Below are 11,675 nucleotides of genomic sequence, written 5' to 3' on the forward strand. Positions count from 1 at the left end.
GCGCCGTGAGCAGAACGCGCCGGAATCGGGGCGGTTGCAAGGGGGGAAAGGTTCAGCGCGGTTCGTCCGGTAGGGTGGGGAGGCGGGCGATCTCCGCCAGCCGGTGCCAGTCCACCGGCGCACCGGCGAGGAACAGCCGCATCACATGATCGAGCCCGCCGCCGCCCGAACGCGCCAGCGCCTGCAGCGCCCGCACGGTGTTGGCGGCATGGCCGTCATAGCTGAACTCGTTGCCGCCCATGCGGCATTCGCTGAGATGGATCTCCGTCGTCCCGCTATAGCGGAGCAGGCAGCCGATAATCGTGCAGCGGACGAACTCATTGCCGTCCAGCAGGAGCGTCTGGCCGCGAAACTCCTGCCCCTCAAAGCGCATGGCGCGCTGGCCGGGGGCAGGCCCGGTCACTGGTTGCAGGCGACCGCGCCGACGCGATAGATCAGGCCGTACTGCTCCTTGCCGATCACATCGTCGATCCGCTTGTTGAGGCAGGCGCCGCCGGACGGCGTCTTCACCGTCATGGCCTCGCCGCGCGGCGCGGTGACGGTAAAATAGCCATGGTCGTCGGCGATGGCGAAGTCGGTGCCGGCCTCCACCCGTGCATTGGCGATGGGCTTGCCATGCGCGTCCACCGCCTGCCCGAACAGGCTGACGATCTCGCGCGCCTTGAACTCCAGCCGCGCGACGTTGCCCGGATAGAGCGGCACGGTGCGCGTCGCGGCGTCGATGTCGAAGGGCGGCGCGTTCTCGGGCTTGAGGCCGATCTGGTAGGAGGCGAGCGACGGCAGGCCGACCGCGATCCGCTGGCCCGCGCGCACGAACTCGCCCGGCCGGTCGTCGACCGTGACGCGATAGCCGCCCTCGGACACCACCGGATCGCCATGGCGATCGGCGGGCGGAGCGGCCGCATCCGGGGTGGAGGCGCCGGTGCCCTTGTCGCTCTTGATGTCGAGCAGCACGATCGCGTCAGACGGATTGCGCAGGCCGAGCTTCACCGATCCGCCGCCGATCACGAAGCCGGACTGGGCGTTGAGCAGCACCGACGTGTCGCCGCCGCCGTTCGCCTGATGCTGATACTGCGCGGTGGCGTCCACCTCGCCGAGCGCCGCCTCGGCGCGCGCGGTGCCGAACAGGCGGTCGCTGTCCGCATCGGTCGATCCGCCGACCTGCGCCGTCACGTCGGTCGCGCCGATCTGCTGCGTGCGCGTGAGCGTGCCGAGCGCGACCGGCGAGAAGCCGCTGCGCAGCGAGCCGTCGTCGCCATGCGCCACCTCGCCGCCCATGTTGAACGCGGCGGTCGTGCGGCGGTCCACCTGGCGGTAGAAGGAGAAGCCGATGCTCACCCGGCGATCGATGTCGGACACGCTGCCCTGCATCGTCATCAGCGCCGTGCCGACCAGCGGGAGCACGATCGGGCGGGTATATTGCGCGCTGTAGGTGTAGCGGTTGGGCAGGTCCTGCGAGCGGGTGTAGCCGCCGCTCAGCGATAGCGTGCCGCCGAACAGCTTGCGCTGCGCGGAGACGAAGATCGAATCCTCGTTGCGGAAGAAAGGCCGGTATTTCTTGAGGTCGAACCCGCCGGCATCGTCGAGCAGCGTGCGGTCGGTGTGCGTGCTGCGCGCCGAGATGTTGAACGAGGTCTTCTCGAAGGTCAGCGTGCCGCTCACCAGCCCCGAATAGGTGCCGTGCGAACCCACGCCGCCAGCGATCACCGCCTGCATCTTTCCGCGGAACACCTCCAGCGAGGTTTCGGCATAGATGTCGGAATTGAACGCCAGCACCTTCTCGCCCACCGCGAAGGAGTGCCCGACCCGCGTCTGGGCGGAGGCGGTGGCCGCGAACTCGCCGGTCAGCCGGGGGAAGAAGGGATGGGACGGCGTGCTGCCGAGGCCGTCATCCTCGAAATTGTCGGAGGTGCGCTCGCCGACGCGGATGTCGAAGGCGATCTTGCCCGGCGGCGGCAGGCCGGCGAGCTTGGTGTAGTTGCGGTTCTCGTCGAGGATGACGCTGCCGCCGTCGCGCGCGACGATGTGGACGTTGTACGATCCGTTCGGAAAGGAGCGCGTGTCGATCGTGGCGAGGCCCGCGCTGTACTGGCCCGTGAAGATCAGCACATTGTCGCGATACACCTCCACCTGCGCGCGCTGCGGCAGCACGACCTGGAGCGGCGAGGCGAGATCGTTGGCGCTGTCCAGATAGGTGCCATAGAAGCTGCCGAACTCCGCGCCTGCGATGCGGTAGCTGGTGAAGGTCAGCAGGTTGAGATCCTGCAACAGGCCAGCCGCGACGCGCCGGTCCGACCAGATGCGCTGGGCGTAGAGTTCCTGCGCGCGGAAGCCCTGATCGTCGCTCAGCACCGTCTGCGCGACGAGCGCGGTGCGGCCGATGCTGGCCAGCGTGTCGAAGGTGCCGCCATAGCGCACCTGCCCGCTCTCCGCCGCCACCGACATGCGCGCGCCCTGGATCAGCGAGGGGCCGGAGACCGGCGGCCCCAGCACGCGCGCGGTCGGCACGATCAGGTGGAAATAGTCGCGGGCGAGGAAGAGCGAGACGGAGAAATTCTCCGGCGTCACCACCACGCCCGACTGGCCGACCGGCAGCGCCCCGCAGGTCGCCGTGGCGAGGTCGCCGGGGCGGCAGCGATATTGTTCGTTGCCCGGCAGCGGCTGTGAGAGGAGCGCCTTCACCTTGTCGACGTCGACATCCCCACCGATCGCCGCCGCGACCCGCGCGGGGTCGGCGAACTGGAAGCTGCCATTGTCGTAGGTGGCGCTGAATGAACCGATATGGCGGCCCTGGAAGCTCAGGTCGAAGAGGGTGGAGACCTTCGTGCCGATATCCTCGAAGCCGGCGGGCGCCTTGGTCTGCAATTGCAGATCCTTGGGCTGGGTGTTCATCTGCGCGCGGTCGGTCTGGCCGAGCACGGCCACCATCGGCCCACGCGCGGGGCTCGCGGCCTCGGCGGCATGGGCGGCGAGCGCGGGCAGCGCCACGCCCGCGATCAGCAGCGAGCGGCGGAGCGCGCGCGGGGAAACGGAATGCGACGGAACAGGCTTCACCGATCGGCTATCCTTCAAAGCGGATCGGCCACGAGGCGGAGCCTGTCGAAATATTCGCCGGCCGGCCCCTTCAGCAGATCGGCCTGCGTGGCGCTGAGCGAGAGCGTCGAATTGGGGCCATGGGTGCAGTCGGCAGCGCTGGGGGCGCTGCCTTCGATCATGACCAGCGCCTGATCGGACACGTCCACGTCATGCGCCGCGCCCGCGCCGTCCCGGAAGCTCAGCGTGTAGTGGATGCGGCTCTTGTGGTTGATCAGCGCGCCGCCGCTCTGGCTGGTGATCCGGAGGCGGAAGCGGCCCGTCGTGCTGACGACGCACAGATCGACCGACTGCCGGGCATCGCCACGCCCCTGCCAGACGTCGCGCTGGCTCGGGCCATAGACCCGGAGGCTGGCCATCGGCGCGTGCGCGGGCGACGGCAGCGGCGCCATCGACGGTGCGCCCAGCGGCGCGCGCGCGTCGGCCGCCTGTCCGCAAACCGCGATCATAGCGAGCCCGAAAAGAGCCGTTCGATGCATGGAAATCTGCCCCCGGAAAAGGTTGCGGCGGCCCCGCGGGGAGGCCGCCGCGCCCAGGACTTAGTTCACCGCGACGGTGATCTTCAGCGTGCCCTTGTAGGTGCCCGCGACAGCCGCGAAGATGTCCTTGTTGTCGACGCCGACATGGACCAGCGCGTCCTTGCCGCCCGAGCAGTTCAGGTCGGTCGGACGGGCCTTGCCACCCGAGGTGGTCTTGTAGCCGGTCACGACATTGCCGGGCCAGGTGTAGTTCTTGAACGAGTTGCTGACGTCGTCGGAGACCCACACGTTGTAGTCGAGCGTGCTCGGGCCGGTGAGGCGGAACGGGTGGTCCTTGCCGGCATCGCCGTCGACCTTCATCGTGTAGCCGCCGTCGGCGCCCACGTTCGAATAGACGCAGAACTGGCTCTCGGCGTCCTGGCGGCTGAAATACTTGTTCTGCAGCGCGGCTGGCGTGACGTTGAGCGTCATGTCGGTCAGGCCCGAGATGCGGACCATCTGCGGGATGACGGTGGTGAAGTCCACCGTGCCCTGGCTGCTCGACGTGTCGAGATTGCCGTCGGTGGCGGCGAACGCCGGCGCGGCGGCCAGCGCGGAAACCGCGACGAGCGCGCGGAGAAGCTTAGACATGTATTAACCTCCCAGTCGGTAGGATTTCGGAAACAGGCTTTTCGAAGGGCATGTTCGACGAAGGGTCGATGCTGTGGCGGCATCGGCCTTTCGCATTTAAGCGGACGCTACACGGTTACTGGCGCGTCCCCGGCCCGCCCGACAGGGGAGGGCCTCGATGCGGGGGCCGCGCGGGAAATCAGGGGAAAGTGACGGTCTTCGGATCGATCGACGCGAAGGAGCGCGCCTTGGCGTGAAGGCTGTCGGCCGCCGTCTGGGTCTTGAGATCCCAGCTTGCGCCCGGATAGATGCGGTGGGAGCCGACGCCCTCGCAGGCGGGCTTGCCGTCGACCGGCTTGGCGTCGGGGGCCGCCTTGTCGTCGGCGCCCGGCGGGCAGAGCTGCCCGTCGAACAGCAGGATGTTGGTGTTGCCGTCGTTGCGGATGACGAGGCTGTCCGTTCCCCGCGTCGTCACGAGCTGCGCCTTGGCGTTGCGGGGACGGGCGGTGACGAGCACGTCGTAGGCGGCGAGGATCTTGATCGCCACCGCATGATTGTCGCCCGCCGCCGGCGTATCGATGTCGCCGACTTCGGGGGAGATCTTCACGCGATAGATGCGGTCGCTCTTCAGATCGGCGTTGAGCGAGACGATGCGGATCGAGCGGATCGCGCCCGGATCGAGGATCAGGCGATTGGGGGTGACGAGCAGGCCGAGCTTCTCGGGATCGGCTTGCTCGACGCGCTGCTCCTTGTCGGTGCCGGGATTGACGATCTCGGAGGGCGTGACCGTGATATAGTAACGGTCCTTGCTCTCGTTACGGACGATGACGTCCGCGCGGGGCGTGGACCGCGGCTCGAAATCCACCCAGAGGCGGTCGACCGCGAGCTGCGCGCGGGCCGGCATCGCCATCCCCGCCAGCAACAGCACCGCGCATGTGAACCATGAACGAGACGCCATACATCCCCCAAAAGCGTTACCCCTTAACGCTGAGGCGGTAGGTAGATGACGCCCTTGGGGAGTCAAAGCAGTCCCCGTGTCGGCTGTGCCATATCTGGACATGGGGGTGAGGCCGCCTCCGGCCGATTCCGGAGCAATCGGCGCGAGTCGGGGGAAATTCGGCGAGGGTTTTCAGAAAGATGTCAGCCGCTCGCCGGGGCGGTCGGGAGGCGGGCGCAACGCCGGTCGGAGCGGTGAGCCAACGCGGCTCCCGCCCTCCGATGTGGACGAAGATACTTGACAGGAATGGTAAACGCCGCCTCGCGCAGGGCGGGCGTCAGATGCCCCGGATCATCACCTGCAACGGATCGTGCCGGGCGACGCCGTCGCTCGACAGCGTGTAATTCTGGCGGGTGAGGCCCCTGTTCTCGCTCTGGAGCGCGGGTTGGAGATGGAAGCCCGCGCTCGCCGGCAGGCTGACGTCGAAGACGTTGCCGTTGGCGCGGAACACGTCGAGGCTGGAATTGCCTCCCAGCGCCACCTGATCGGGGATGCGCACCATCAGCCCGGCCGCGCCCGGTTGGAGCGTCCAGAGGCCGACCGCGCCTTCCTCGGTGGCGGCGATCCCGGCCTGGATCGGCGGGATGATGACCGTCACCGTGGCGGTGCCCGAGGACGCGAAGCCCAGTTCGCCGTCGGCGGCGAACGCGGGGGCGGAGAATGTCGCCAGGCCGAGCATGGCGCAGATCAGGGTCGCAGATTTCACCAGCCGTACCTCCTCAGATGAGGGCGGAATAAGGCGCAGCCTCCAAGACTTGATTGTCGTGGCTGGTTAAAAAAGCGTTTACTTCGATTCTCCGTTCAACATTCCTGCGGCTTACCTCGTCGGAGCGGGCAGCTTGATGCCGAGCAGGACGAGCCGCTTGCCGGTGATGCCGAACCAGTGCGGCGTGCCCGCCGGGATCAGCACGACATCGCCCGGCGCGAGCGCGCGCGTGGTGCCGCCTTCGATCCGGCTGCCTTCGGTGAGGCCCGGCTTGGTGACGCTCGCGTCGACCAGCGTGCCGCCGGATACCAGCGTCCCCGCGCCCGCGATGACGATCGTATATTCGCCGTCGGTGGGGTGGACCGCCGGCTTGCCGGGCTTCTTCCAGATCTCCAGCCCGGCGGCCGTGTCGCCATCATGGACAAGCGGCGCCCAGGAGAAGCCCTGCCCGGGCTTCATCGCCTTGTCCATCGCGGCGACCTGCGCCTGCACCTCGGCGGAGGTGGCGAAGCTGGTGGGGTCGGCGGCCGACGCAGGGGAAGCCGCCAGCGCGCCCGTCGCCATCATCAGGCCGGCGAGGGCCACGCGCGCTCCGGCTCGAACAAATGTCATGATCGCATCTCTCCCACTAGGGCGGCAAAAGGTGCCGGCGTCGGTGCGCCGGGCCAGGGGGGACAATCTGGCAGGCCTCCCGGCAGGCGACAACTGCCGCGCCAGCATCGCCGCCGCCTTCGCGCAGATGGAGCTGGCCTAGTCGCGTTCGGTCGGGTCGTCCGGGTGCGAGGTGTCGAAGCGCGCCTCGCCGATGGCTTGCGGGTTGGCGCGGATGAAGCGGGCGAGCGCGAGGCCGCCCCCGATCGTCAGCGCCAGCACGAGACCGAGCAGCACCCAGTCGATCGCCTCCATGTGGAAGCCATAGCTCTGCGCGAGCAGCAGCACCGCGCCCGCCGCGACGATGGCGAAGATGCCGGTGACGAAGATCACGCCCACGCCGCCCAGCGCGGCCGAGCGGCTCGGCGGGCGGCTGTGGATGGGATCGCTCATGCGGTCTCTTCCTCGGCGATGGCGGCCTCCAGCCAGTCGGGGCGGAGCGGGCGGGCCTCAATCGCCCCGAGCTTCACCGGCCCGCCGGTGCGGAGCTGCTCGACGCGCACCTGCGCCACCGCGAGACCCAGCGCCGGATAATAAGCCCGTGCCGCCTCGCCCGGATCGGCATCGACCTCCACCACGATCAGCCGGCGGTTGACCTTCTGCCGCCAGTTCATCCGCGCGGTGTTCTCCTGCCCCACATAGCAGCCCTTGGTGAAGGAGACGCCGTGCAGCTCGATGGCGTTCGCCTCCAGCCACAGCGTCTTGTCGGCGCCCAGCTCGGCCACGCCTTCGGGCACGCCGAGGAGCAGGCGGTGGGTCAGCCATGCGCCTTCCGCCGGCTCGCCCTCGGGTGCACCCAGCCAGCGCCGGCCGAGCGCGGGAAGGCGGGGATCGCCCGTTCCCTCCGCCGACCAGTGGACGCCCACCGTCTCGTCCCGCGCGATCGTGATCGGGCGGCGAAGGCGATAGAGGGTGAGCCGCCTGGCCAGCGCATCCGCCTGATCCGCCTCGCAGTCGATCAGCACATCCTCGCCGTCGGGCCAGAGGATGAAATCCCACTGCGCCTTGCCCTGCGCGGTCAGCAGCGCGGCCCAGACCGGCCGTCCCTCGGCGAGCACGCGCGTGTCGTTGGTGACGAGGCCTTGCAGGAAGTCGCGCACCTCCGGACCGGAGAGGCGGAGGACAGCGCGCGAGGCGAGAAGGGTGGCGGTGCTCATGCTCCCAAGGTAGGAGGGCGCGACGCACAAGCAAACCCATATGCAGTGTCGCGAAGAATGCCTCCCCGAACGGAGTTTGGCCCATGCCCGCCACCTATGACCTGATCCTCAAGAACGGCACCGTCTGGACGCCCTCCGGCCCGGTCGAGACGTCGGTGGGCGTGCGGGACGGGAAGATCGTCGAGATCGGTGCCCAGGGCGACGCGGGCGAGACGATCGACTGCACCGGGCTCACGGTGATGCCGGGGGTGATCGACAGCCAGGTCCATTTCCGCGAGCCGGGTCTCGATCACAAGGAGGATCTCGAGTCGGGCAGCCGCGCCGCGGTGCTGGGCGGCGTGACGGCCGTGTTCGAGATGCCCAACACCAAGCCGAACACCGACTCGGCCGATGCGCTCAACGACAAGCTGAAGCGCGCGAGGGACCGCATGTGGTGCGATCACGCCTTCTATGTCGGCGCGACGGCGGCCAATGCCGCAGAGCTGGGCGAGCTGGAGATGCTGCCCGGCGCGGCGGGCATCAAGGTGTTCATGGGAGCCTCCACCGGCGACCTGCTCGTCTCGGACGACAAGGAACTGGCGCGCGTGCTGGCGCATGGCCGCCGCCGTGTCGCGATCCACGCCGAGGACGAGACGCGGATGCAGGAGCGCGCCCATCTGCGCGTGGCGGGCGATCCTTCCTCGCATCCGGTGTGGCGCGACGACGAGAGCGCGATGCTCGCCACTCGCCGTATCGTGAAGCTGGCGCGCGAGGCGGGGCGGCGCATCCACGTCCTCCATGTCACCACGCCCGCCGAGCTGGAGTTTCTGGGCCAGAACAAGGACATCGCCACCTGCGAGGTGACGCCCCAACATCTCACGCTGGCGGGCGAGGAAGCCTATCCGACGCTCGGCACCTATGCCCAGATGAACCCGCCGATCCGTTCGGGCGCGCACCGGGATGGCTTGTGGCATTGGGTCAATCAGGGCGTTCCGGACGTGCTTGGCTCGGACCATGCGCCGCATACGAAGGACGAGAAGGCGCAGGCCTATCCCGCCTCGCCCTCGGGTATGCCCGGCGTGCAGACGCTGCTGCCGCTGATGCTTGACCATGTGGCGAAGGGGAGGCTCACCATGCAGCGGCTGATCGACCTCACCGCATCCGGCCCGCAGCGCATCTTCAACCTCGTCAACAAGGGCCGCATCGCGCCCGGCTACGACGCGGACTTCACCATCGTCGACCTCAAGAAGCAGTGGACGGTCGAGGACGAATGGCTCGCCTCGCGCTGCGGCTGGTCGCCCTTCACGGGGATGACGCTCACCGGCCAGCCGGTCGGCACGATCGTGCGCGGCCACCGCGTGATGTGGGAGGCGACCCTCGCCAACGAGGCGCATGGCCGCCCGGTGCGCTTTCAGGAGACCTACCGCCCGGCCTGAACCCCCGCTACGCTCCCCGGCGGGAGTGTTGGGGGAGCGTAACGATGGCAGTGACGGAAGCGGCCCGCGCGGCGGCGCAGGAACTGGCGGACAGCTTCGGTGCCGCGCCGGTGATCCACGCCTATCGAGAGGAGGCGGGCGATCTCGGCATCGATGTCGCCACCTTCGCCGATTGCCCCGCGCCGGGCTTCCACTCCGCCGGCACGACGACGCTTTCCGCGCACGATCTTGGCTATGACGAGATGGGTCTGCGTCTGGAGATCGTCGGCGCCTATCCGAGCGCGGCGGAGGATTTTCCGAGCATGTTGGCGTCGTGCGCGGTGTCCGCGGTGCGGCAGGGCTGGCGGCTCAGGCGGGGTGCGATCCATCCCGGCGTGATGCGGCTCTACAACCTCTCCGCCGCGCTGGAGCATGTCTTCTTCACCCGCCCCCATCTGTGGGGCGAAGGCCCGCGCGACATCGAGACGGAGGAGCGCACCACCGGCTGGCTGATGGCGATCCCCATCACCGAGGCCGAGCGCATCTTCGCCGAAACGGAGGGTGCGGTCGCGCTCGAGGACCTGCTCGCGGAGAAGAAGGCGAACGTGCTGGACCTCGCTCGCCCCTCGGTAGTGTGAGCCCTCAGCCCGCCGTCTCGAACTGGAGCTTGGCGAGCCGCGCGTAGAGGCCGGAGCCCGCGAACAGCTCGTCGTGCGTGCCCTGCTCGACGATGCGGCCATTCTCCATGACGACGATCCGGTCCGCCTTGCGCACGGTGGCGAGGCGGTGGGCGATCACCATGGTGGTGCGGCCCGCCATCAGCCGTTCGAGCGCGTCCTGCACCAGCCGCTCGCTCTCGGCGTCGAGCGCGGAGGTGGCCTCGTCGAGCAACAGCAGCGGCGCGTCGCGCAGCAGCGCGCGGGCGATGGCGAGGCGCTGGCGCTGGCCGCCGGACAGGCGCGCGCCGCCCTCGCCGAGGAAGGTGTCCAGCCCCTGCGGAAGGCTCTTCAGGAAATCGGCGGCATTGGCGGCCTCGGCGGCGGTCCAGAGATCCTCGTCGTCCGCGTCCCAGCGGCCATAGCGCAGATTGTCGCGCGCGGACGCTGCGAAGATCACCATCTCCTGCGGCACCATGGCGATGCGGGTGCGAATCTCGGCCGGATCCGCCTCGGGCAGCGGCACGCCGTCGAGCAGCACGCGGCCGCCCTGCGGATCGTAGAAGCGCTGGGCGAGCTGGATCAGCGTCGACTTGCCCGCGCCCGACGGGCCGACCACGGCGACCGTCTCGCCGGCGGGGATGTCGAGCGTGAAATTCTCAAGCGCCGCCATTTCGGGGCGCGTCGGGTAGCGGAAGGTGACATTCTCGAACTGGAGTCGCCCGGCCGCCTCCGCCGGCAGCGCGCGGGGATGGGCCGGCGCGCGGATCTCGGGCCGCTCGGCGAGCAGCTCGCCCAGCCGGCTCGCCGCGCCCGCGCCGCGCAGCAGATCGCCATAGACCTCGGCGAGCGCCCCGAACGCGCCTGCGACGAGGCCGCCGGTCAGCACGAAGGCCGCGATCGCGCCGCCGGACATGCGGCCCGCGGCCACGTCCAGCGCGCCTTCCCACAGCACGAGCGTGATCGCGCCGAAGACGAGGCCGATCACCAGCGCGGTCATCGCGGCGCGGAAGGCGATGCGGCGCTTGGCGGTGGAGAAGACGCTCTCGACCGCCTGGCGGAAGCGGCCCGCTTCGCGCGCCTCCTGCCCGAAGGCCTGCACGATCTTCATCGCGCCCAGCACCTCGGTGGCGATCGCGCCGACCGCCGCGATCCGGTCCTGCGAGGAGCGCGAGAAGCCCCGCACCCGCCGCCCGAGCAGGATCAGCGGCAAGAGCACCAGCGGAATGCCGAGCAGCATCATCCCCGCGAGCTTGGGCGCGAGGATGAAGAGATAGGTGACCCCGCCGATCATCGTGAAGATATTGCGCAGCGCCACGGAGACGGTGGTGCCCACCACCTGCTCGATCAGCGTGGTGTCGGAGGTGAGTCGCGAGGCGATCTCGGAGGGGCGGTTCTCCTCGAAGAATCGCGGCGCCAGCGTGAGCAGATTGGCCTGCACCTCGGTGCGGATGTCCGCCACCACGCGCTCGCCCAGCCACGACACGAACCAGAAGCGGCAGGCGGTGGCGATCGCCAGCACCAGCACGATCATCAGCAGATAATGGAAGGATGTCGCCAGCCCGTGCGGGTCGACGCCCGCCGAGAAGCCGCGATCGATGATCCGCTTGAACCCGTAAGGTATCCCGAGCGTCGCCGCCGAGGAGACGCACAGCGCCGCGAAGGCGGCGAGGATGTGACCCGGATAGCGAAGGGCGTGCGCCCAGACGAGCCGGAGGTTGCCAAGACGCCGCTCGCGAGGGGCGCTTTCGGGGGCGGATCGAGCCATGGCGGCTCGACTAGCATTCTGACCAGTTCGGCTCAATGCGCGGTTGCGGAAGGAAATGAGGATCGTTCGGTAGGACTGTAGAAACCTCCTTCCTGCATTCCTATTTTGCAACAGCGTTGGGGATAGTTTCGGGTAGAAGGGCAGAACTTTGTGACCGGTTCCATG

Annotated in this window: 13 protein-coding genes; 3 read left to right on the top strand and 10 right to left on the bottom strand. The window is 68.9% G+C overall.

Features of this window, described 5'->3' with window-relative positions:
• Window positions 1–52: 52 nt before the first annotated feature.
• The 7 genes from ST3T6A_RS0106750 to ST3T6A_RS0106780 all read right to left on the bottom strand — a co-directional run bounded on the left by ST3T6A_RS0106750 (window position 53) and on the right by ST3T6A_RS0106780 (window position 6,496).
• A complete protein-coding gene (locus tag ST3T6A_RS0106750) occupies window positions 53–403 on the bottom strand; it encodes a hypothetical protein (protein ID WP_157602526.1) in 351 nt (116 codons plus the stop codon).
• On the bottom strand, window positions 400–3,054 hold the full coding sequence (locus ST3T6A_RS0106755; RefSeq protein WP_019832150.1) for a TcfC E-set like domain-containing protein: 2,655 nt from the start codon (window positions 3,052–3,054) through the stop codon (window positions 400–402). The genes ST3T6A_RS0106750 and ST3T6A_RS0106755 overlap by 4 nt, the downstream gene beginning before the upstream one ends.
• A gap of 14 nt (window positions 3,055–3,068) precedes the next feature.
• Complete coding sequence (locus ST3T6A_RS0106760; RefSeq protein ID WP_019832151.1) at window positions 3,069–3,542, bottom strand: hypothetical protein; 474 nt, start codon at window positions 3,540–3,542, stop codon at window positions 3,069–3,071.
• Between the two features lie 90 nt (window positions 3,543–3,632).
• A complete protein-coding gene (locus tag ST3T6A_RS0106765) occupies window positions 3,633–4,202 on the bottom strand; it encodes a hypothetical protein (RefSeq protein WP_019832152.1) in 570 nt (189 codons plus the stop codon).
• Between the two features lie 178 nt (window positions 4,203–4,380).
• Window positions 4,381–5,139 carry a hypothetical protein gene (locus ST3T6A_RS0106770; RefSeq protein WP_157602529.1) on the bottom strand — a complete coding sequence of 253 codons (759 nt, stop codon included), beginning with the start codon at window positions 5,137–5,139 and terminating at the stop codon, window positions 4,381–4,383.
• Between the two features lie 316 nt (window positions 5,140–5,455).
• Window positions 5,456–5,884: a hypothetical protein gene (locus tag ST3T6A_RS0106775; protein ID WP_019832154.1), complete on the bottom strand. Its 429-nt coding sequence runs from the start codon at window positions 5,882–5,884 to the stop codon at window positions 5,456–5,458.
• Between the two features lie 111 nt (window positions 5,885–5,995).
• Entirely contained in the window at window positions 5,996–6,496 is a 501-nt protein-coding gene (locus tag ST3T6A_RS0106780) for a cupin domain-containing protein (protein ID WP_235785747.1), read from the bottom strand.
• Here ST3T6A_RS0106780 and ST3T6A_RS21430 point away from each other — a divergent pair.
• Window positions 6,495–6,638 (top strand): hypothetical protein, encoded by a 144-nt coding sequence (locus ST3T6A_RS21430; protein ID WP_019832156.1) that lies wholly within the window; start codon window positions 6,495–6,497, stop codon window positions 6,636–6,638. The genes ST3T6A_RS0106780 and ST3T6A_RS21430 overlap by 2 nt on opposite strands.
• Here ST3T6A_RS21430 and ST3T6A_RS0106790 read toward each other — a convergent pair.
• Together ST3T6A_RS0106790 and ygfZ are read right to left on the bottom strand one after the other, a co-directional pair.
• A complete protein-coding gene (locus ST3T6A_RS0106790; RefSeq protein ID WP_019832157.1) occupies window positions 6,635–6,928 on the bottom strand; it encodes a hypothetical protein in 294 nt (97 codons plus the stop codon). The genes ST3T6A_RS21430 and ST3T6A_RS0106790 overlap by 4 nt on opposite strands.
• Window positions 6,925–7,692, bottom strand: a complete 768-nt coding sequence (ygfZ, locus tag ST3T6A_RS0106795; RefSeq protein ID WP_019832158.1) for a CAF17-like 4Fe-4S cluster assembly/insertion protein YgfZ — start codon at window positions 7,690–7,692, stop codon at window positions 6,925–6,927. The genes ST3T6A_RS0106790 and ygfZ overlap by 4 nt, the downstream gene beginning before the upstream one ends.
• Window positions 7,693–7,775: 83 nt before the next feature.
• Between ygfZ and ST3T6A_RS0106800 the strand changes: the two genes are divergently transcribed.
• Complete coding sequence (locus ST3T6A_RS0106800) at window positions 7,776–9,107, top strand: dihydroorotase (protein ID WP_019832159.1); 1,332 nt, start codon at window positions 7,776–7,778, stop codon at window positions 9,105–9,107.
• A gap of 44 nt (window positions 9,108–9,151) precedes the next feature.
• Window positions 9,152–9,724 (top strand): suppressor of fused domain protein, encoded by a 573-nt coding sequence (locus ST3T6A_RS0106805; protein ID WP_019832160.1) that lies wholly within the window; start codon window positions 9,152–9,154, stop codon window positions 9,722–9,724.
• Between the two features lie 4 nt (window positions 9,725–9,728).
• Here ST3T6A_RS0106805 and ST3T6A_RS0106810 read toward each other — a convergent pair whose 3' ends face one another.
• Complete coding sequence (locus tag ST3T6A_RS0106810) at window positions 9,729–11,510, bottom strand: ABC transporter transmembrane domain-containing protein (RefSeq protein ID WP_019832161.1); 1,782 nt, start codon at window positions 11,508–11,510, stop codon at window positions 9,729–9,731.
• Between the last annotated feature and the right edge of the window lie 165 nt (window positions 11,511–11,675).

Source organism: Sphingomonas sp. PR090111-T3T-6A, from assembly GCF_000383095.1.
Classification (GTDB): domain Bacteria; phylum Pseudomonadota; class Alphaproteobacteria; order Sphingomonadales; family Sphingomonadaceae; genus Solisphingomonas.

Coding starts and splice junctions, on each gene's coding strand:
- ST3T6A_RS0106805 (WP_019832160.1), top strand. CDS start 9,152: ATGGCAGTGACGGAAGCGGCCCGCGCGGCGGCGCAGGAACTGGCGGAC.
- ST3T6A_RS0106760 (WP_019832151.1), bottom strand. CDS start 3,542: ATGATCGCGGTTTGCGGACAGGCGGCCGACGCGCGCGCGCCGCTGGGC.
- ST3T6A_RS0106765 (WP_019832152.1), bottom strand. CDS start 4,202: ATGTCTAAGCTTCTCCGCGCGCTCGTCGCGGTTTCCGCGCTGGCCGCC.
- ST3T6A_RS0106810 (WP_019832161.1), bottom strand. CDS start 11,510: ATGGCTCGATCCGCCCCCGAAAGCGCCCCTCGCGAGCGGCGTCTTGGC.
- ST3T6A_RS0106800 (WP_019832159.1), top strand. CDS start 7,776: ATGCCCGCCACCTATGACCTGATCCTCAAGAACGGCACCGTCTGGACG.
- ST3T6A_RS0106770 (WP_157602529.1), bottom strand. CDS start 5,139: ATGGCGTCTCGTTCATGGTTCACATGCGCGGTGCTGTTGCTGGCGGGG.
- ST3T6A_RS0106780 (WP_235785747.1), bottom strand. CDS start 6,496: ATGACATTTGTTCGAGCCGGAGCGCGCGTGGCCCTCGCCGGCCTGATG.
- ygfZ (WP_019832158.1), bottom strand. CDS start 7,692: ATGAGCACCGCCACCCTTCTCGCCTCGCGCGCTGTCCTCCGCCTCTCC.
- ST3T6A_RS21430 (WP_019832156.1), top strand. CDS start 6,495: ATGATCGCATCTCTCCCACTAGGGCGGCAAAAGGTGCCGGCGTCGGTG.
- ST3T6A_RS0106790 (WP_019832157.1), bottom strand. CDS start 6,928: ATGAGCGATCCCATCCACAGCCGCCCGCCGAGCCGCTCGGCCGCGCTG.